Genomic DNA, 19,920 nt, shown 5'->3' with positions numbered 1-19,920 from the left:
GGTCGCGGTGCGCTCGCGAGTCGCGTCACGCCGGTACCGCCTCGTCGCCGGCCGACAGCGCGTCGAGCCCGTCCTCCCGGAGCGCGTCCAGATCCGCCAGGAGCGCGTCGGCCGCGCGCCGGCGGATTCGCTTCGCGGTCGGCTCGTCGACCCGCCGCCGCCCGTCGATACGGCCGCCGGGCGGCCGGTAGGCGCCGGTGTCGACGCCGAGGTCGTCGAGGTACGACTCGACGGCCGGCGCCGACAGGCCCTCCGCGACCGCGGCGTCGACCAGGTCGCGAAGCCGGTCGAACGGCGGCAGCGAGAGGGCGTCGCGGCCGGCGTCGCCCCCGACCGTGGTCCCGCGCTCGACGGCCTCCTCGACGAGCCGCGCGGCGTCGGCGACGACCCGAACGACCGCGAGCGGCGGCGCGGCGTCGGGCGCCCGCCACTCGACGGTCCCGAGGTCGTCGCGCAGGCGCACGGGCGTCCAGACCGCGTCGGCCGGGGAGAAGGCGTCCTCGACCGCCTGGCGGTCCAGCCCCGGGTGGTCGGTCGCCGTCGCCACGAACGACTCGAAGCAGTCGTCGACGCGGTCGCGCCAGGCCTCGGCCGATTCGGGATACTCCCAGAGCTGGCCCAGTTCCGGCGCGGCGCCGTAACACAGCCTGCGGTAGGCGTGGGGTCGCGCGCAGGTCGCGAGCCGGCGACCGCGGTAGTACGGCGAGGTGTTGACGAGCGCGACCGCCGGGTCGAGGGCGGTGAGCGCCCGGAGCTGTTCGGCCGCGTCCACCTGCTCGAAGTGGACGTGCGTGCCGGCACAGCGGGCCGCGTGGTCGAGCGCGTCCCCGAGCACCGCACGCTGTACGTCGATCCTGTCGGACCGGCGCCGCGCGAGCGGGTCGCCGGTCAGCGGCGTCCCGAGCGGGACGAGCCGCCGGCCGTGCGAGCGGGCGACCTCGCGGACGGTTTCGAGCCTGTCCCCCAGCGTCGCCGCCAGCGCCTCGACGGACTCGCATGGCGGCGTCTTCACCTCCAGCAACGGGTCAGCGAACTCCCTGTCGACGAACTCGCAGTCGGCCGCGACCGGCTCGGCGGTCGCGAGCGAGCCGTCGCTCTCGACGGTCCAGTATTCGACTTCGAGCCCGATCTGCATGATCGCCGGGCGCCCGGTACGCCCTCCCTCCGTAGTGTCACTTACACGTCCATTTCGTCATAAATTTCCCGGATCGAATCGGTCGGGTCCGAGCGGTCGGTTCGAGCCGACGACAGCCGCCGCTGTCCGTCGGTCACTGCGACACAAAGGGGAACGGTGGGGCGGGATGCCCCAGCGTGTGACACTACGGAGCCAACTGGCTCCATCGGAAATAAGGGTTCGCGGACGTAAAAGTGTACTCGATCGTTGCCGGCGGGGAACGGCCACATTGTTGGGGTAAGACCGCGCTACCGGAGTTCGGTGACGGAATCCCGGGACCTCGCGGACCGGCCGATGACCGTTTCGGGTCCGCCGTCCCGAATGCCCTCACTCCTCGTCCGGTTCGGTGCTGTCGCCGCTGGACCCCTCCTCCTCCCCCGGGTCGGCGCCGGCGGTCGAGCCCGAGTCCGCGTCGTAGTCGGCCAGCAGTCCCGCCAGGTCGGCGTGGTCCGAGAGGAGGTCGACCATCCGCTCGACGGTCTCCGGGTCGCGGGTCCGGCCGGTGGAGATCACCTCCTCGACGCGGTCGACGGTCACCCTGGTGTCCGACTGGACGAGCAGGACCGGCACGTCCGCCTCGGCGGCCTTGCCGAGGATGGCGCCGGAGGGTCTGAGCCCGCCGGTCAGGACGATGCACTCGATGCCCGGCGCTTCGAGCGCGGCGGCCTGGATCTCCGAGCGGTCGCCGCCGGTGACCATCGCGGCGTTGCGCATCCGCCGGAAGTGCCGCAGGGCCGCGTCGCTGCCCATCGCGCCGACGGCGAACCGCTCGACGAAGCCGTCGGTCGAGGCCTCGGGGTTCAGCAGTTCGGCCCCCAGCGCGTCGGCGAGATCCGCGACGGTGACGCCGGCGAGTTCCTGCACGCGCGGGACGATGCCGAGGACGGGGATGTCCCGGGTCTCCAGGAAGGGTACCACGTCCGTGTTCAGCGAGTCGAAGTTGGCGTCGGCGACGGCGTTGAAGAGCACGCCCGCGAGGCGGCCCTCGAACTGGCGGGCGGCGGCGAGCACGCCGTCCACGTCGGCCGGGTTGGCGTAGCCGCCGACGACGACCGTGCGGGCGTCGAGCAGTTCGGCCACGTCGGGGTCGGTCAGGCCGACGATGCCGCCGGTCTCCAGGCGACCGCCGCCCTCGACGACGACCAGGTCGTACTCGTCGGCGAGCGCGTCGAAGTGCTCGCGCACCCGCTCGCGCACCTCGCCGTCGCGGTTGCCGCGGATGGCCTCCTCGATGAACGCCGGGGAGTAGACCACGGGTTCGAGGTCCGCCAGGTCGGCGTCGATGCCGAGCATCTCCTTCGCGAGCAGCGGGTCCTCGTCGCGGGTCTTGCCGACCGGGCTCTTGAGGCGCGTGCCCTTCGGTTTGAAGTAGGCCACGCTCAGGCCGCGGTCCTGGGCGAGCTTCGCGACGGCGATCGCGATGGCTGTCTTGCCGGTGCCTTCTCCGGTCGAGGTGACGAAAATGGGTTTCATAGTTCCTCCTGGTCGATGGTGAGTCGCACGTCGACGGCCCGGGCGCCGTCGGGGGTGGCGACGAGCGGGTTGATGTCCAGTTCCACGATGGCGGGGAAGTCGGTGACCAGCTGGGAGAGCCGCTGGATCGTCTCGACGACGCTGGCCTCGTCGACCGGCTCGCGGCCCCGTGCGCCGCGCAGCAACGGTGCGGCGTCGATCTCGTCGATCATCTCGCGGGCCGACGCCTCGCTGACGGGCGCGAGCCGGAGCGTCGTGTCCTCGAGCACCTCGACGAAGATGCCGCCGAGGCCGAACAGGACCAGCGGGCCGAACTGCGGGTCGCGGTTCATGCCGACGATGGTCTCGACGCCGCTGTCGAGATCCAGCATCTCCTGGACCTGGACGCCGAGGATCGTCGCGTCGGGCTGGTAGCTGCGGGCGCGGGTCACCAGGTCCTCGTAGGTGTCGCCGACCTCCTCGGGCGGGACGCCGACGGCGACGCCGCCGATGTCCGACTTGTGGAGGATGTCGGGGCTGACGATCTTCATGACGACCTCGCCGTCTCCGTCCCCGTCGCCGCCGTCGCCGTCGCCGCCGTCCCCGCCACCGTCGCCATCGGCGTCGTCACTGCCGCCGACGATCCGCTCGGCGGCCTCGACGGCGTCCGCGCGGGCGTCGACGATCTCGCCGTCGGGCGTCGGGATGCCGTAGGCGTCGAGCAGGCCCATCGCCTCCACGCCCAGCCGGTTGGTGTCCCGCCGGGCGGCCGATTCGAGGATCTCCCTGGCCGCCTCGCGGTCCACGTCGAACGTCTCGGGTTCGGTGTACTCCCGCTCGCTAATCGCCCGGTACTCCCGGAGCGCGTCGAGGCTGCGGACGGCGCGAGCGGGGTCGAAGTACGTCGGGATGCCGGCCCGCGAGAGCCGCTCGTTGGCGTCCCGGGCCGACGACCCGCCCATCAGCGTCGCGGCGACCGGCGTCTCGTACTCGGCCTGCAGGTCGACGACCGCGTCGGCCAGGTCCTCGTAGGAGAGGGTGGCGGTCGGGCAGGCGAGCACGACCGCGGCGCCGACGTTCGGGTCCGCGAGCGCGATGTCCAGCGCCTCCTCGAAGCGCTCGACGGGCGCGTCGCCGATGATGTCGACCGGGTTGTAGACGTTGGCCTCGTCGGGCAGCGCCGCCTGGAACCGCTCGACGGTCTCGTCCGTGAACGAGGCGAGCGAGAGGTCCGAGTCCCCGACGGCGTCGGTCGTCATCACGCCGGGGCCGCCGGCGTTGGTGACGATGGCGACGCCGTCCCGTTCCGGCAGGGGCTGGCCCGCGAGGATGCTCCCGAAGTCGAAGAGATCCTGGACGGTCTCGACGCGGAGCACGCCCGCCTGGTCCAGCGCGGCCTCGTAGGCCTCCTCCGAGCCCGCGATGGCGCCGGTGTGGGAGGCAGCCGCGGAGGCGCCGGCCTCCGTCCGGCCGGACTTGACGACGACGATAGGGGTGTCCGTCGAGACCTCCCGTGCGGATTCGACGAACGAGCGGCCGTCGACCACGTCCTCGAGGTAGCCCAGGATCACGTCGGTTTCCGGATCTTCGCCCCACTCGCGGACGAAGTCGGACTCGTCGAGGACGGCCTTGTTGCCCAGCGAGACGACGTTGCGGAAGCCGAGGTTGCGGTCGTTGGCCCAGTCGACGACGGCGGTGACGAACGCGCCCGACTGGCTCATGAAGGAGATCGAGCCCGGCTGGGCGTTCTCGGGGCCGAACGTGGCGTTGAGGCCGAGCCCGGTGTTCATGATGCCCAGGCTGTTGGGGCCGACGACGTTGAGGTCGTACTCCTCGGCGAGCTCCCGGAGCTCGCGCTCGCGGCGGGCGCCCTCGCTGCCGGACTCGCCGAAGCCGGCGGTGATGACGACCACGTCGCGGATCCCCGCCTCCGCGGCCTCGCGGATCGCGTCGAGGACGACGGAGGGCGGGACGACGATGACGGCCACGTCCACGTCGGGGACGGCGCCGACGCCGTCGTGTGCCTCCAGGCCCAGCACCTCGTCTTTCGTGGGGTTGACGGCGACCACGTCCCCCTCGAAGTCGGCGAGGAGGTTCGCCGTGATCGCCCGACCGACCGACCCCTCCCGGTCGGTCGCGCCTACGACGGCGACTCGCCGCGGTCCGAAGAGTGTGGCTAGTTCGCCCATCTACTCGGAGGTTCGCCCCGACCGGGTTTATAGGCTGGCCCGGCTTCTCACAGCGCAGGAAGACGGGCGGATCGGTCGCCGCGAGCCGGTCGGTCCGGGCGGCCACATCCCGCAGTACCGGTCACTCGGCGGCCACGTCCGCCGGCTCGGCGTCGGCCAGTTCCTCGATGCGCTCCGGGTCGACCGGGAAGACGGCCTCGGGGGTCCCGGCGGCGGCCCACACCGTCTCGAAGGCCCGGAGCGTCTCGTCCAGGTAGACGGGGACGGACCGCTCGTGACAGAACGGCGGCACGCCGCCGATGGCCCAGCCGAGCGTCCCCTTCACCTCGTCGGCGTCGGCCATCCGCACGGCCTCGGGGTCGACGCCGCGGAGGGCGGCGAGCTTCGCCTCGCTCACCCGGTTGGCGCCGCTGGTGACGACGACGACCGGCTCGTCGGCGACCATCGCGATGGAACTGGCGATCTGGGCGACCTCGCAGCCGATGGCCTCGGCGGCGTCGGCCGCTGTCTTCGTCCCCTCGGGGAACTCGCGGACCTCGACTTCGACGCCGCGGTCGGCCGCCCGCTCGGTGAACTCCCTCGCTCGCGGATGCATACCGCTCCGAACGGAGCGCAACGGTAAATGCGCTTGCACCCCGAGCGTCCGTCATGACGAGCGACGAACTCGGAGCCTTCGACGAGGCGGTCGTCGAGTCGGTCGCGGCCGACCGCGACGTGTCCGTCGAGCGACTGACCGACATTCTGCGCACCCACCAGGCGAACGTCCGCGAACTGCCCGGCGTCGAGGACATCGTCTACGAGTGGCGCAACTACTTCCACCTGGACCCGCTGGTCGGGCGGACCGAGGGCGCGTACTACCTGGCGCTCCCGGACCACGTCTGGACGGAGTTCACCGACGACCTCGCCCTCGACGACGCCGAGGCCGCGGCCCTGCTGGCCGTCCACGACGCGCAGGCGCGGGCCGCCCCGCCGGAGGCCGGCGTCGACGAGGCACGGCTAGACGGCGACGCCGCGCTCGTGTTGACCCGCCCGTGAGCTGTTCCTCGCTCATCACGACGGGGCGGCGTTCCCAGTTCGCATTCCGATACGGAAAACTCGATTTTGGCCATCCGAAAAAATTCTTTCCGAGTGGCAATCTTTAAGGGGCGAGCGGCCGATGATCAGAACGCAATGAGCACCCAGAAGCACGTCCTGCAGGAGGCCGGCACGGTCGAAGAGAACCAGCTCCGACTCGACCAGGGCAAGTCCGAGGAGATCGTCGAGGCGCTGAACGCCGACCTGGCGGACACGTACATGCTGTACCACCAGCTTCGAAAGCACCACTGGAACGTGGAGGGCGCAGAGTTCCGCGACCTGCACATTTTCCTCGGGGAGGCGGCCGAGAACGCCGAGGCGGCGGCCGACGATATCGCCGAGCGGCTCCAGGCCCTGGGCGGGGCGCCCGTGGCGAACCCGGTCAACCAGGCCGAGATGGCGACCGTCGAGTTCGAGGGCGACGACGTCTACGACATCCGCACGTCCCTGGAGAACGACCTGGGGATGTACGGCGACGTCATCGAGAGCCTCCGCGAGCACATCGAGCTCGCGACGGACCTGGGCGACCACGCCACCGCGGAGATCCTCCGCGAGATCCTCGTCCAGACCGAGGAGGACGCCCACCACATCGAGCACTACCTCGAGGACGACACGCTGGTCACCGACGCCGCGATCAACAGGTAGAACGCTATTCGCGGACCTCGACCGTCAGGTCGGTCGCGATCCAGCCGTCGCCGTTGTCCGACTCCGTGAACACCGTCCGCGTCTCCGTCGTCGAGTAGGCGGATATCTCCGGACAGTCCGCGCGTTCGGCCCGCCCGCGCTGTTCGTCCGCGTCGACGCGTGACTGCACCCCGTCGGCCGACTCGTCCGTTGCTTCCATATCTCGGTTTAGGCGAACCTAAAGAAATAAGGGTTGCGGTCGGTCCCGGAAGCCGACGAGCGGGCGCGACCGCGACGAAGGGGAACGTTCGACCGGAGTCCAGGGGATTGATTAGCGGGCTCACGAAGGCATGCCCATGAATCCGCTCTCGGTCGGGATCGTCGGCTGTGGCAACATCAGTTCCCGCTATCTCTCGGCGGACGCCACCTTCGACGCCTTCGACATCGTCGCCTGTGCCGATCTGGACGCAGAGCTGGCCCGCGAGACGGCCGCCGAACACGGGATCGAGGCCCAGTCGGTCGATGACCTGCTCGCCGACGACGCCGTGGAGGCTATCGTCAACCTGACACCGCCGAGCGCCCACGCGGGGGTCATCACGGACGCGCTGGACGCCGGGAACCACGTCTACACCGAGAAGCCGTTCGCCGCGACGGCCGAAGAGGCCGAATCGATCCGCGAGCGGGCCGCCGAGTCGGGCCTGCTCGTCGGCTCGGCGCCGGACACGTTCCTCGGCGCGGGCCTCCAGACGGCGCGGCAGGTGCTCGACGAGGGTCGGATCGGTGACGCCGTGGGTGCGACCGCCCACTGGACCTCGCCAGGGCACGAACTGTGGCACCCGAACCCGGACCTGTACTACCAGGAGGGCGGCGGGCCGCTGTTCGACATGGGGCCGTACTACGTGACCGCGCTCGTCTTCCTCCTGGGGAGCGCCGAGCGCGTCGCCGGGTCGGTCAGCCGACCCCACGCCACCAGAACTATCGAGAGCGACGCGCGGAAGGGCGAGGAGATCGACGTAGAGGTGCCGACCCACGAGGCCGGCATCGTCGACTTCGCCGGCGGCGCGACGGCGAACCTGCTGATGAGCTTCGACGTTGAGGCGTCGACGCTCCCCTTCCCCGCCTTCGAGATCTACGGGACCGAGGGGACGCTGGCGCTGCCCGACCCGAACCACTTCGAGGGCCCCGTCCGCGTCCGGAGCCACGAGGACGACGCCTGGGAGACGGTCCCGCTGACCCACGAGTACACGGCCGGCCGCGGCGCGGGCCTCGCGGACCTGGCCTTCGCCGTCCGCGGCGACTGGGAACACCGCACCAGCGGCGCCCTCGCCGGCCACGTCCTCGACGTGATGTCGGCGGTCCGCACGTCCTCGGAGGAGAGCGCGTTCGCGGCTATCGACTCCGACCCCGGCCGTCCCGCGCCGCTCCCGGCCGACTTCCCGGACGTGGACCCCTAGGGCCCGACCGTTCGGTCCTGTCGATCAGCTGTCGCGCGAGTGGTGACGTTTTTTCCGTCGGCCCGCGAAGGACGGGACATGACCGACGACTCCTCCGACGAGGACCTGGCGCGGCTGGTCGGCGACCTCGTCCGGACCCTGCGGGAACTCGAGGACGAACTGGAGCCGCCGCGGCCCGACGACGGGCCGCGGCTCCCGACGCCGCGGGACCTGCGGCGGTTCACCAGCGAAGTCGCCATCCCGGGGTTCATCCTGATCCTGGAGACGAACATCCGCGCGCTCCGGCTCCTCCAGCGTGCACTGCGGCTCGCCGACGGCGCCGACGAGGCCCGCCGCGAGACCGAACAGCTCCGCGAGCGCGCCAAGTCCGCCAGCGAGTCGACCCTCTCGCGGCTCGACGACGCGCTCGTCGACCTCCAGGACGCCGTCGAGGGGCGACCGAACGACGACGAGGCGGCGGAGCTGCTCGACGACGCCCGCGAACTGCGCGCGGAGATCCAGCGCCGTATCCGCGAGAGTACGCGGCCGGCCGACGGTTCGGCCCAGTCGTCGGACGAGGGATCCGGCGATTCGTCGGGCCAGGACGACCGGGCGGAGTCAGGTGGGGACGACGAGGGCGGCGACGACGCGGTCTCGGTGGATGTGGACGCCGAGCTGGAGTCGATCAAGCGCGACCTCGACGAACTCCCCGACGCCGACGACGTGCCGGCCGACGGTGACGGTGACGACCCCGGGAACGGCCCGCAGGACGGCGACGACGTCGGAGCGGACGGCTCCGGGGACGACGACGCCGGCGGTGCGGACCGCGAGTAGCTCGCCCGCAGTGAACCGCTTTTCTCCCGTCCGGAACCGCTGACCGATATCCCCGAACAACCGCCCAAACAATAATTTAGAAAACATAATGATTTATTATCCACCACGTGCAACCGTCGGGTACCCATGACGCCAACCGAGCGGAGGGGGGACCGCCGCGTCGCGCTGTGTCTCAGGGAGACGCTCCCGGAGCCGGCGGCGCGCCAGCGCGACCGGCTCACAGAGAGACTGCGCGAACTCGAGGCCGCCGGGCGGGTCGACTCGTTCGAGGTGACGACCTGTCCGAAGCGCATCCGCCGCGAGGACACCGAGGCGGTAGCGGCCCGTGACCGCTACCTGGCGTTCTCGCGGTGGGCGCGCGACCGCGGCGCGCGCTTGCGGCCGTTCTTCGCGACGCGCGAGTGTTACGCCGCGGACACCGGCGAACTGTGCGACTGGCTGGTCTTCCCCGCGATCACCCTCGCAGTCTACGACGGGGGCGACCTCGTCGCCGTCTACCCCCACGCGGACGGCGACGACTACCGCTCGGTAGCGGATGGGTTGTCTGCCCTCGCCGAGGACGCTCCTGATTCGGTCGATGACCGCGACCGCCCGCTGGTCGCGCCCGCCGACTGAACCCCTGCTGTCAGCCACCCGCAACCGCCACACCCCTGCCACCCCGGCGAGGGGGACCGGCCTCCCGCCGGTCCGGATTCTCCGCGGGCCGCCGCGAGACTACCGAACACCCGATATCGCGTTCCCGGTCGCCCGTTCCCGTTGCGACCGCTTCACTCGAAAGTGGGAACGGGATACTTATACGTTTGGATATTTCAACGTACCTACCATATTTTATCACTCGGCGGGGCGTCTCCGGTTCCATGAGTTCCGAAGCGGAACTGACCCACGACGAGGCCGTCGCGGACGTGCGGGCGTTCGTCGACGCGATAGAGGCGACGCATCCGGCGCCGTTCGTTCGGGCCGGCGGACGATTCGAGTACTACGAGCGGGTACAGTCGACGCTCGACGCCCTCCCGCCGGAGGGCCCCTCGAAGCGACGACTCCGGGAAGAACTCGCGGCGCTGGCGGCCGCGGTTCGGGACGCCCACACCTTCGTCGTCCACCCGATGGCCGACGGATCGATCCCCCTCCGTCTCGGCGCCGTCGACGGCGACATTCGGGTCAGGGCCGTCCGGTCCGACGAGCGCCGTTCCCTGGTGGGGGCACGTCTGCGGCGCGTCGCGGGCGTCGGCGTCGACGAACTCCTCGACCGACAGCGGCGCCTCCGGGGCAGTGAGACGCCCCACGGCGACCGCACCAACCTCCTGCTCTCGCTCCGCAACTGGCGTTCGATGGCCACGCTCCTCGCCGCCGACGACCGGCCGGCGCGAGCGACCTTCGAGTTCCGGGCGCCCGACGGGTCGGCCGTCCGCGAGACGTTCGAGCCGACGACGGACGGCGGGGAGTGGGTCGCGCCGTCGACGCTCGACCGACCGGCCTCGGAGGAGTGGCCGACCTATCGACTGCTCCCCGAGCGCGACGCGGCGTGGCTGCGGGTCCCGTCGATGGACGGCCACCGGGAGGCGTTCGAGTACCGACGCGACGGCCTCGACGAGCACTCCCGGACACGCGCGCGCTCGCTCTGCCGAGCGGCCACCGGCGAGCCGGCTCCCGAGGACTTCGACGACGCGCTCGGCGGAGTCCCCGCGGCGCTGGACGTGTTCAGGGACCTCGCCGGGGAGATGGCGGCGGCGGAGACGGAGACGCTGGTCGTCGACGTCCGGGACAACACCGGCGGGAATCGGATCCTCGTGGACCTCCTGGCCTACGTCCTGTACGGCTGGGACGCCGTCGTGACGGCCCGCGACCGTCCGGGCGCGCTCCGGTACTCCGACCGGCTGGTCGAGGAACGCGGAACCGACTCGTTCGAGCGCGCCGACGAAAACGGCGCGTGGGACCTCCGGCCCGGCGAGTACGCCGTCGACGACGGCGATCCCTCCGTGGAAGATGTCCGGAGCGACCTCCGCGACTCGCTGCCGACGTTCGAGCGGTCGGAGTCGCCGGACTGGCCCTTTGCCGGCAAATATGCGCCGCCGACCGTCGTCGTCGCGACGGCGGCGACCACCTTCAGCGCGGGGTTCTCGCTGCTCGCCGCGCTCCGGCGACTCGGGGCGAGCGTCGTCGGGACCGCACCGGTTCAGGCCCCGACGTACTTCGGGGACGTCGTCACGTTCGAACTCCCGAACTCGGGGCTCACCGCCATGACAGCCACGTCTCGGATCGAAACGCTCCCCGAGGGTCCCGACGAGGTGCTCGAACCGGACCGGCAACTGACGAGCGAGGACTTCGACCGCTACGACCACGACCGCGATGCGAGCGTACTGCTCGCGCTCGACGAGTACTGCTGAGGATCGAAACCCCCGAGATCGAGGTCGGAAACTCAGACCGGCTCGAACCGGTAGCCGTCCCACTCCTGGCTCTCGGGAACCTTGATGCCCGCCTCGGGGTCGCGCAGTTCCTCGGCGTAGACCGGCTCGACGGCGTCGCCGGTCTCGACCTCCTCCGTCGTGACCTGCCCGACCGCGCGGACGTAGTCGTCGGCCAGGTCCTCCCCGGAGAGGTCGAACTGGACGATGGCGATGGTGTTGGGCGCGCGGACGCCGGGCGGGGTCGCCGTCGACTTCGTCCAGGTGACGACCTCGCCGGTCCGCTCGGCGAGGTCGAGCCGTTCGGTCTGTTTCGCCCCGCACTCGGGGCAGAGCGTGTGCCCGGGGTAGGTGACGTGTCCGTTCTCGCAGACGTGGGCGTCGAACGACATTATCGTGCCTCCATGATCGTGGTGATGACGCAGTTCCCGAACCCGCCGACGTTGCAGGCGAGGCCGGTGTCGGCCTCGACCTGACGGGGGCCCGCCTCGTCGACGAGCTGTTCGTATATCTCGTAGCCCTGTGCGACCCCGCTGGCGCCCAGCGGGTGACCCTTCGACTTCAGGCCGCCCGAGGTGTTGATCGGGAGTTCGCCGTCCTTCTCGGTGCGGCCTTCCTCGACCTGCTTCCAGGCCTCGCCCTGCTCCGCGAAGCCACAGCCCTCCATCTGGAGGAACTCCAGGATGGTGAACATGTCGTGGAGTTCCGCCACGTCGATGTCGTCGGGGCCGATACCGGCCATCTCGTAGGCCATGTCGGACGAATCGACGACACCCCCCATGACGGTGGGGTCGTCGCGCTCGTGGACGACGTGGGTGTCCGTGGCGCCGGCGATGCCCGAGATCACAGCGTAGTCATCTGTGATCTCTTTGGCGCGCTCCTCGGTGGTGAACACGAGCCCCGAACTGCCGTCCGTGATCGGGCAGAAGTCGTACAGCCGGAGCGGGTCCGCGACGATGGGGCTCTCGAGGGCGGTCTCCTCGTCGATCTCCTTCTGGAACTGGGCGTGGGGGTTGTCCACGCCGTTTTTGTGGTTCTTGACGGCGACCTTCGCCAGCGAGTCCCGTGGGGCGTCGAATCGTTCGAGGTAGTGTCGGGCGGTCATGCCCGCGAACGAGGGCAGGGTCAGGCCGTGCTTGTACTCGGCGGGGTGGGTGATCGAGGCGATGATGTCCGTCGACTCGGCGGTCGAGCGGTGGGTCATCTTCTCGCCGCCGACGAGGAGGGTCATGTCGCTCGCCCCGGAGGCGATCGACTGCCAGGCCTCGTAGATGCCCGCACCGCCGGAGGAGGAGGTCTGGTCGACCCGTTCGCTGTAGGCCGGCATCAGCCCGAGGTCGTGGGCGAGGGCGTTCATGATCCCGCCCTGGCCCTCGAACTCGCCGCTGGCCATGTTCGAGACGTAGAGGTGCTCCACGTCCGCCGGCTCGATCCCGGCGTCGTCGAGCGCGGCCTCGCCCGCCTGGGCGATCAGCTCGCGTATCCAGGCGTCGCGCTCGCCGAACTTCGTCATCGACGCGCCGATCACTGCGACTGTCATGTGTGCCACCTCGGAGGGCTGTAATGTGGGTGTTACGGTGGCGACGGTCCGCAGTGCGGCCGCCGCGATGGGTCCAGGGGGCCGGGCGGGCGCCGGCCGGTCAGTAAACCGAACGGGCGCCGGCGGCGGGTCAGTAGAACGAGCGGGCGCTGGCCTTCCACTCCTCGCCCTTCCGCACGTCCTTCGGCCAGCGACTGCGGCCCATGGACTTCATCCGCCCGGCGAGCTTCCAGGCGTCGGCCCGCTCCTCCTCGTCGCTCTCGGCGGCCGCCGCGGCCGCGGCGACCTGCCGGTCGTGGAGGTGGGCGCCGACCGCCGAGGCGATGGCCGCGGCCTCGGTCGCGTCGGCGTCTGCGGGGATCGACAGCGATACTTCCTCGCCGTCGACGGTGAGCGCCACCGTCTCGCCGCTCGACCCGTCGCCGGACCCGTCGGCGGTCGGGTCGGCGTCCGGTGCCTCGCCGTCGGAGAGTGCTGTGTCGGCCATTACAGTGGGATGTTGCCGTGGTCTTTCGGCGGGCTGTCCTCGCGCTTGCGCTCCAGCATCTCAAGGTCCGATATCAGGCGCTTGCGCGTGTCCTTCGGTTCGATCACGTCGTCGAGATAGCCCCGCTTGGCGGGCCCGTAGGGGTGGGCGAACTCCTCGCGGAACTCGTCCATCAGCTCCTGGCGGCGCGCGTCCGTGTCCTCGGCCTCCTGCAGTTCGTCGCGGTAGAGGATGTTGACCGCGCCGCGGGGGCCGAGGACGGCCATCTCCGAGCCCGGCCATGCGTAGTTCACGTCCGAGCCGAGGAACTTCGAGGACATGACGATGTAGGCGCCGCCGTAGGCCTTGCGGACGACCACAGACAGCAGGGGGACGGTCGCCTCGGCGTAGGCGTAGATGAGCTTCGCGCCCCGGCGGATGATCCCGTTGTGCTCCTGGTCGGTGCCGGGCATGAACCCGGGCACGTCCACCAGCGAGACGATGGGGACGTTGAACGAGTCGCAGGTGCGGATGAACCGCGCGGCCTTCTCCGAGGCGTCGATGTCCAGCGTCCCCGCGCTGACGCGGGGCTGGTTGGCGACGACCCCGACGACGCGGCCGTCCATGCGAGCGTAGCCGACGACGACGTTGCGCGCCCAGTTCTCGTGGACCTCGAAGAAGGAGTCCTCGTCGACCACGCGGTCGATGACCCGCGTCATGTCGTAGGGCTTGCGCGGCGCCTCCGGCACGATGTCGGTGATGCCGTCGAGTTCCCGCTCTGGGTCGTCCCAGGAGGCGACCCGCGGCGGGTCCTCCATGTTGTTCTGCGGGAGGTAGGACAGCAGGCGGCGGATGTCGTCCAGCGCCGCCTCCTCGTCCTCGCAGGCGAAGTGGGCGACGCCGGACTTCGTCGAGTGGCTGCCGGCGCCGCCGAGCTCCTCCTTCGAGACCTGCTCGCCGGTGACCGTCTCGATGACGTCCGGCCCGGTGATGAACATGTGGGAGGTGTCCTGCACCATGAACGTGAAGTCCGTCAGCGCCGGCGAGTAGGTCGCGCCGCCCGCGCAGGGCCCCATGATGGCCGAGATCTGGGGGATCATCCCCGAGGCCTTGGTGTTGCGCTGGAAGATCTTGGCGAACCCGACCAGCGAGTCGACGCCCTCCTGGATGCGCGCGCCGCCGGAGTCGTTGAGGCCGATCACGGGGACGCCGGCGTCGACCGCGCGGTCCATCACCTTGCAGATCTTGTCCGCGACGACCTCGCCGACCGACCCCCCGAGGACGGTGAAGTCGTGGGCGAAGACGAACACCTTCCGGCCGTTCACGTCGCCGTAGCCAGTCACCACGGCGTCGCCGGGGAACTCCTTCTCGTCCATTCCGAACGACGTAGCGCGGTGCTCGACGAACGGGTCGATCTCGGTGAACGTGCCGTCGTCGAGCAGGTACTCCACGCGCTCGTGGGCGGTCATCTTGCCCCGCGAGTGCTGGCGCTCGATGCGGTCCTCGCCGCCGCCGACCCGGGACTCCTCGCGGCGCCGCCGGAGCTCCTCAAGTGCGCTCTCTTCGTCTGAGTCTCCTTCCTGGTCTGTACCGTCCGATGCGTCCGAACCTGTCGCGTCCTCGCTCGCTTCCTCGCTCATCTCACCACTCCATGCCGCCGTTGACGCCGATCACCTGGCCGGTCATGTAGCTGGACTCCTCGCTGGCGACGAAGGAGACGATCCCGCAGATGTCCTCGACGGTGGCGAACCGATCGAGGGGGATCTCCCGCAGGATCTTCTCCTGGACGCGCTCGGGCACCTCCTCGAGCATGTCCGTCTCGACGAACCCGGGCGCGATGCAGTTGGCCGTCGACCCCGAGGAGGCCATCTCAAGAGCGATGGTCCGGGTGAACCCGAACAGCCCCGACTTGGTCGTCGCGTAGTTGGCCTGGCCGTAGTTGCCCTGCTGGCCGACGACCGACGAGATGTTGATGAGTCGGCCGTGGCGGCTCTCCTTGATGTCGTCGAAGAACGTCTTCGTGCAGTTGTAGACGCCGCCGAGGTTCACGTCGATGACGGCGTCCCAGTCCTCGCGGGTCATGTTCTCGAACTTCTTGTCGACGGTGATCCCGGCGTTGTTGACGAGCACGTCGACCGGTCCGAAAGCGTCGACGACCTCCTCCCGCATCGCCTGGACCTCGTCGAAGTCGGACACGTCGGCCTGGGCCGCGATCGCCGTCCCCCCGTCCGCCTCGATGGACTCGACGACCGCCTCGGCCTCCGCCGCCGACGAGCGGTAGTTGACCACCACGTCCGCGCCGCGGTCGGCGAGGTCCTCGGCGATCCCCCGTCCGATCCCGCGGGAACTCCCCGTGACGAGGCAGGTCTGCTCCTCCAGATTCACGGCCCCGACCTCCGTTCGCGACGGTCCCGATTCATACATACAGTGGCCCCCGGAGACGGGTTAATAGTTCCCCTTGCGGAGGTTACATAACCCGGCGGTGGTGTCGCCTCTGATACCGGACCAGACGGCACGCACGACCGCTTGACGGCGCCCATACCGGCCGCTCGGCCCTCCGACTATCCGTCGCTGATAGGTTCTCGTGCCTACGTGGGAACCCCCCGTCCCGACGGCTCGTAGCGGCGGTCGACCGACAACGACAGGTATTTTAGGGCGACCTAAAGACATACGGGACAGAGATGACACGCGACATCTGCGTCGTGGTACCGACGATCCGCGAGTACGAGTGTATCCGGGCCTACGCCGACAACGCGCGGGCAAACGGGTTCGACCTCGACCGGCTGCACTTCGTCCTCGTCACGGAGGACTTCTGTGACACCGACGAGATGCGGGCGATGCTCGACGACGAGGGGCTGTCGGGCGAGGTGTTCGACGGTTCCCGGCGCGAGCAGTGGTACCGCGACCACGGCGTCGCCGAGTACGAGCACGTCGTCCCCGCCGCGAGCCACGCCGAGACGAGCTTCGGCCTGCTGTACATGTGGGCCGGCGACTACGACATCGGCTTCTTCATCGACGACGACACCCTCCCCCACGAGGAGTACGACTTCTTCGGTCGCCACCTCGACAACCTCGCCTACGAGGGGGAGATCACCGAAGTCGCCTCGGACGAGCGGTGGGTGAACGTCCTCCACGAGAACGTCGACGACCACGAGCTGTACCCCCGCGGGTACCCCTACAGCGCGATGGACGAGACCGTCGAGACCGGAACGGCCGAGATCGACGACGTGGTCGCCTCCCAGGGGCTGTGGACGAACGTCCCCGACCTGGACGCGGTCCGCATCCTCATGGACGGCGACCTGCAGGGCCAGGCCCAGACCCGGCTGGACGCCGACGACTACGGCGAGGACTTCGTCGCGGCCCGGGACAACTACCTCACCGTCTGCTCGATGAACCTCGCCTTCCGCCGCGAGGTGATCCCCGCGTTCTACCAGCTGCCGATGGACGACAACCCGTGGGACGTGGGCCGGTTCGACGACATCTGGAGCGGCGTCTTCCTGAAGCGGGCCTGCGACGTGCTCGGCAAGCGCATCTACAACGGCGCCCCGCTGTGCGAACACAACAAGGCCCCGCGCTCGACGTTCGGCGACCTCAACAACGAGGTGCCGGGCCTGGAACTCAACGAGCACGTCTGGGAGATCGTCGATAGCGTGGGACCGGAGGTCCCACGGACCGCTCGGACGGCAGAGCCGTCCGAGGACGACGTGGGCGGCGACGCCGACTCCTACGCGGGCGTGTTCGCCGCGATGGCCGACGAACTCGCGGAGGGCGAGTACGACTACGAGAACGGCGAGTTCCTCAACTTCGTCGGCGAACACATGCGCGACTGGCTCGCCTGTCTCGACGCGATCGAGGGGACGGCCCCGACCGCCGAACCCGTCGCCACCGACGACTGAGCGGGACGATACCGGGAAGTTTTTAATGCTTTAGGCAGGCCTAAAACACATGAGCGATAACACAGGATTCGGGCGGCGTCGATTCGTGAAGACACTCGCAGCGGGCTCGGCGGTCGGGCTGGCGGGCTGTTCGCTCGCGCCGGGCTCCGGGACGGCAACCGATTCGGGCGGCGACGGCGGCGACGGCGGGTCGAACGCCGAGATCCCGTCGCTGACGGAGTTCCGGGGGTCGGGCACCCTCGCGTCCGGCCGGCCCGCCCCGGAAGGCACCTCGATCCAGGACCTTCCGGACCTGTCGGGCGACCTCAACCTCTACATCGGCGGAGGCGAGGGCGGGATCTACTACCAGTTCGTCGAGATGCTCCAGGAGATCTACCCGAACTTCACGGTGTTCTCCTCGGACGCCGGCTCGGCGTCGCTGGCCCAGACCATCGTCGAGGAGGTCGAGGCCGACGCGGCCGAGGCCGACGTGTTCTGGTCCATCGACGCGAGTTCGCTGGGGTACGTCGCGGACAACGACGCCTACGAGCCCCTGTCGGACGAGGCGGTCGAGCCGGTCCCGTCGGGCTTCCGCGGCGACGACAACGCGTGGGTCGGCGTCGCCGGCCGCGCGCGGTCCGTCCCGTACAACACCGACGAACTGAGCGAGGGCGACATCCCGAACAAGGTCCAGGAGTTCCCGAACGTCGACGCGTTCCAGGACTCGATGGGGTGGGCGCCGACCTACGGCGCGTTCAAGTCCTTCATCACCGCCATGCGACTGCTCCGCGGCCGCGAGGAGACCGTCCAGTGGCTCGAATCGATGCAGGACGCCGGGATCGTCCAGCGCGGCAACGAGTACGTCGTCTCCCAGCAGGTCGCCGACGGCGCCCTGACGGCCGGCTTCGCGAACCACTACTACGCGATGCGCGTGCTGAACCAGCGGCCCGACGCGCCCATCGACCTGGCGTTCACCCAGGGCGACGCCGGCGCCCTGGTCAACGTCGCCGGCGCGATGGCCGTCCAGGGGACCGAGAAGGCCGACCTCGTGAACAACTTCGTCCGGCACCTCCTGTCGGCGGAGGCCCAGGAGTTCTTCGCCACCGTCAGCTTCGCCTACCCGATGATCCCCGGCGTCCAGCCGGTCGGCGGCCTGCCGACGGTCGACGAGCTCAGCCCCCCTGACATCGACCTCTCGGAGCTGTCGAACCTCGAACCGACGCTGGAACTGATGCGCGACGCCGGTGTCCTGTAGATGAGCGTCCGCGAGCGCGTCGGGCCGGCGAGCGACCTGCTCCCGGAGAGCGGAGTCGACGCCGTCTACGCCGCGCTCGCGACGCTACTGGCGCTCGTGCTGGTCGCGCCGCTGGCCTGGCTCGTCGTCGACGCCAGCACCCTCGGCGGGGAGGCGGTCGATTTCCTGGTCGCCTCGGAGACGGTCGCGGTGCTGGTCCGCAGCGTCGCGCTCGTCGCCGTCGTCACCGCCGGCGGGATCGCGATCGGCGTCCCGCTGGCGGTGCTGACCGTCCAGGCGTCGATCCCCTTCCGCCGGTTCTGGACGGTTCTGGTCGCCCTGCCGCTGGCGGTCCCGAGCTACCTCGGCGCGTTCGCGGCCCTGTCGGCGTTCGGCCCCACGGGCCCGCTCTCGGAGGCGCTCGGCGTCCCGCTCCCGGCCGTCGAGGGGTTCGTCGGCGCCTCGGTCGTCCTCACGCTGTACACCTACCCGTACGTGTTCCTCACCACGCGCGCGTCGCTGCTGTCGCTGGACGCGTCGCTGGTCGAGGCGGCCCGGACGCTCAACTGCGGCCGCCTCGCGGCGTTCCGCCGGGTGACGCTCCCGCAGATCCTCCCGGGGATCGCCGCCGGGGCGCTGCTGGTCGCGCTGTACACGCTCGCGGACTTCGGGACGCCGAACTTCATGAACCTGGAGGTGTACACGCAGTTCATCTACAGCCGCCACAAGGCCCACATGGGCGGGTACGCGGCGCTGCTCTCGCTGCAGTTGATCGCGGTGACGGGAGTCATCCTCGCAGCGGAGTCGGCCATCGGCGCCGACGACTCCGGCGCGTACGCCAGCCGCGGCAACCGCGGCGCGGCCGAACTGGACCTCGGCGCGTGGCGCTACCCCGCGATGGTCCTGCCGGCGCTGGTGGCGCTGGCCGCGCTGGTGCTCCCGGTCGGTATCTTCGCGTTCTGGCTCCTCCGGGGCGGACCCGGCTACGAGTTCGCGCGGCTCACCTTCTCGTGGGCCTACGGCTGGAACTCGGTGAAGGTGTCGCTCATGGCCGCGGTCGCGTCGATCCTCGTCGCCCTGCCCATCGCGCTGCGCTCGGCGACGGCGAACTCGAAGCTCTCCTCGCTGACCGCGCGGATCCCCTACGTCGGCTACGCGACGCCGGGGATCGTGCTGGCTATCGCGCTGGTGAGTTTCAGCCTCGACCTGGCGCCGGAACTGCTGTACAAGTCGGTCCCGCTGCTCGTGTTCGCGTACGTCGTCCGGTTCATGCCCCAGGCCATCGGTTCGATACAGGCGTCGACGATGCAGGTCGACGGCCGGCTCGTCGAGGCCGCGCGGACGCTCGGTCGCTCCCGGTTCGGGGCGTTCCGGGCCGTGACCTTCCCGCTCATCGTCCCCGGCATCGTGACCGGCGCCGCGCTCGTCTTCCTGACCTCGATGAAGGAGCTGCCGGCGACGCTCCTGTTGCGTCCGCTCGGGTTCGACACGCTCGTGACGTTCATCTGGCGGGCGGAGGAGGCGGGGATGTACGGCCAGGCCGCCGTCCCGGCGTTCGTGCTGGTCGTCGTCTCGGGACTCTCGATGGCTGTGCTTTTGGCTCAGGAAGACGACGGGTAGGGT

General features: G+C 70.1%; 19 protein-coding genes. 9 read left to right on the top strand and 10 right to left on the bottom strand.

What is annotated here, in order from left to right:
- Nucleotides 1–25 precede the first annotated feature (25 nt).
- From ACMGFI_RS15020 to ACMGFI_RS15005, 4 genes are all read right to left on the bottom strand, one after another.
- Nucleotides 26–1,135 carry a glutamate-cysteine ligase family protein gene (locus ACMGFI_RS15020; RefSeq protein WP_436910631.1) on the bottom strand — a complete coding sequence of 370 codons (1,110 nt, stop codon included), beginning with the start codon at nt 1,133–1,135 and terminating at the stop codon, nt 26–28.
- 366 nt (nt 1,136–1,501) lie between these two features.
- Nucleotides 1,502–2,647: a phosphotransacetylase family protein gene (locus tag ACMGFI_RS15015; RefSeq protein ID WP_436910630.1), complete on the bottom strand. Its 1,146-nt coding sequence runs from the start codon at nt 2,645–2,647 to the stop codon at nt 1,502–1,504.
- Nucleotides 2,644–4,815 carry an acetate--CoA ligase family protein gene (locus ACMGFI_RS15010; protein ID WP_436910628.1) on the bottom strand — a complete coding sequence of 724 codons (2,172 nt, stop codon included), beginning with the start codon at nt 4,813–4,815 and terminating at the stop codon, nt 2,644–2,646. The genes ACMGFI_RS15015 and ACMGFI_RS15010 overlap by 4 nt, the downstream gene beginning before the upstream one ends.
- Nucleotides 4,816–4,936: 121 nt before the next feature.
- On the bottom strand, nt 4,937–5,410 hold the full coding sequence (locus ACMGFI_RS15005) for a YbaK/EbsC family protein (RefSeq protein ID WP_436910627.1): 474 nt from the start codon (nt 5,408–5,410) through the stop codon (nt 4,937–4,939).
- Between the two features lie 53 nt (nt 5,411–5,463).
- Between ACMGFI_RS15005 and ACMGFI_RS15000 the strand changes: the two genes are divergently transcribed.
- Together ACMGFI_RS15000 and dpsA are read left to right on the top strand one after the other, a co-directional pair.
- Nucleotides 5,464–5,850, top strand: coding sequence for a DUF8048 family protein (locus ACMGFI_RS15000; RefSeq protein WP_436910626.1), 387 nt, complete (start codon nt 5,464–5,466; stop codon nt 5,848–5,850).
- Between the two features lie 135 nt (nt 5,851–5,985).
- Nucleotides 5,986–6,534: a DNA starvation/stationary phase protection protein DpsA gene (gene dpsA / locus ACMGFI_RS14995; protein ID WP_436910625.1), complete on the top strand. Its 549-nt coding sequence runs from the start codon at nt 5,986–5,988 to the stop codon at nt 6,532–6,534.
- A gap of 4 nt (nt 6,535–6,538) precedes the next feature.
- Here the strand turns inward: dpsA and ACMGFI_RS14990 are convergent, their stop codons facing one another.
- Complete coding sequence (locus ACMGFI_RS14990) at nt 6,539–6,733, bottom strand: hypothetical protein (protein ID WP_436910624.1); 195 nt, start codon at nt 6,731–6,733, stop codon at nt 6,539–6,541.
- Between the two features lie 136 nt (nt 6,734–6,869).
- On the opposite strand from ACMGFI_RS14990, the gene ACMGFI_RS14985 reads away from it, so the two are divergent.
- From ACMGFI_RS14985 to ACMGFI_RS14970, 4 genes are all read left to right on the top strand, one after another.
- Nucleotides 6,870–7,967 carry a Gfo/Idh/MocA family protein gene (locus ACMGFI_RS14985; protein WP_436910623.1) on the top strand — a complete coding sequence of 366 codons (1,098 nt, stop codon included), beginning with the start codon at nt 6,870–6,872 and terminating at the stop codon, nt 7,965–7,967.
- A gap of 78 nt (nt 7,968–8,045) precedes the next feature.
- Entirely contained in the window at nt 8,046–8,780 is a 735-nt protein-coding gene (locus tag ACMGFI_RS14980) for a DUF7547 family protein (RefSeq protein WP_436910622.1), read from the top strand.
- 126 nt (nt 8,781–8,906) lie between these two features.
- The gene (locus tag ACMGFI_RS14975; RefSeq protein ID WP_436910621.1) at nt 8,907–9,395 is read left to right on the top strand and encodes an HTH domain-containing protein; all 489 of its coding nucleotides are present in this window, start codon (nt 8,907–8,909) and stop codon (nt 9,393–9,395) included.
- Between the two features lie 242 nt (nt 9,396–9,637).
- Entirely contained in the window at nt 9,638–11,164 is a 1,527-nt protein-coding gene (locus tag ACMGFI_RS14970) for a S41 family peptidase (protein WP_436910620.1), read from the top strand.
- Between the two features lie 32 nt (nt 11,165–11,196).
- Here ACMGFI_RS14970 and ACMGFI_RS14965 read toward each other — a convergent pair whose 3' ends face one another.
- The 5 genes from ACMGFI_RS14965 to fabG form a co-directional block, all read right to left on the bottom strand.
- Complete coding sequence (locus ACMGFI_RS14965; RefSeq protein ID WP_436910619.1) at nt 11,197–11,574, bottom strand: Zn-ribbon domain-containing OB-fold protein; 378 nt, start codon at nt 11,572–11,574, stop codon at nt 11,197–11,199.
- Entirely contained in the window at nt 11,574–12,722 is a 1,149-nt protein-coding gene (locus ACMGFI_RS14960; RefSeq protein ID WP_436910618.1) for a thiolase family protein, read from the bottom strand. Before ACMGFI_RS14960 ends, ACMGFI_RS14965 begins: the two co-directional genes overlap by 1 nt.
- A gap of 130 nt (nt 12,723–12,852) precedes the next feature.
- Nucleotides 12,853–13,209, bottom strand: a complete 357-nt coding sequence (locus tag ACMGFI_RS14955) for a DUF8022 family protein (protein ID WP_436910617.1) — start codon at nt 13,207–13,209, stop codon at nt 12,853–12,855.
- A complete protein-coding gene (locus ACMGFI_RS14950) occupies nt 13,209–14,828 on the bottom strand; it encodes an acyl-CoA carboxylase subunit beta (RefSeq protein WP_436910616.1) in 1,620 nt (539 codons plus the stop codon). The genes ACMGFI_RS14955 and ACMGFI_RS14950 overlap by 1 nt, the downstream gene beginning before the upstream one ends.
- Nucleotide 14,829: 1 nt before the next feature.
- The gene (gene fabG / locus ACMGFI_RS14945; RefSeq protein WP_436910614.1) at nt 14,830–15,573 is read right to left on the bottom strand and encodes a 3-oxoacyl-[acyl-carrier-protein] reductase; all 744 of its coding nucleotides are present in this window, start codon (nt 15,571–15,573) and stop codon (nt 14,830–14,832) included.
- 296 nt (nt 15,574–15,869) lie between these two features.
- On the opposite strand from fabG, the gene ACMGFI_RS14940 reads away from it, so the two are divergent.
- The 3 genes from ACMGFI_RS14940 to ACMGFI_RS14930 are packed head-to-tail and all read left to right on the top strand — an operon-like array spanning nt 15,870 to nt 19,917.
- A complete protein-coding gene (locus tag ACMGFI_RS14940) occupies nt 15,870–17,084 on the top strand; it encodes an alpha-1 4-glucan-protein synthase (protein WP_436910613.1) in 1,215 nt (404 codons plus the stop codon).
- Nucleotides 17,085–17,133: 49 nt separating this feature from the next.
- Nucleotides 17,134–18,318, top strand: a complete 1,185-nt coding sequence (locus ACMGFI_RS14935; RefSeq protein WP_436910612.1) for an extracellular solute-binding protein — start codon at nt 17,134–17,136, stop codon at nt 18,316–18,318.
- Complete coding sequence (locus tag ACMGFI_RS14930) at nt 18,319–19,917, top strand: ABC transporter permease (RefSeq protein WP_436910611.1); 1,599 nt, start codon at nt 18,319–18,321, stop codon at nt 19,915–19,917. It begins immediately after the preceding gene.
- Nucleotides 19,918–19,920 lie beyond the last annotated feature (3 nt).

It is taken from the genome of Halosimplex marinum (assembly GCF_051414075.1).
GTDB lineage: Archaea > Halobacteriota > Halobacteria > Halobacteriales > Haloarculaceae > Halosimplex > Halosimplex marinum.
This window is presented reverse-complemented; position numbering and strand designations above follow the sequence as displayed.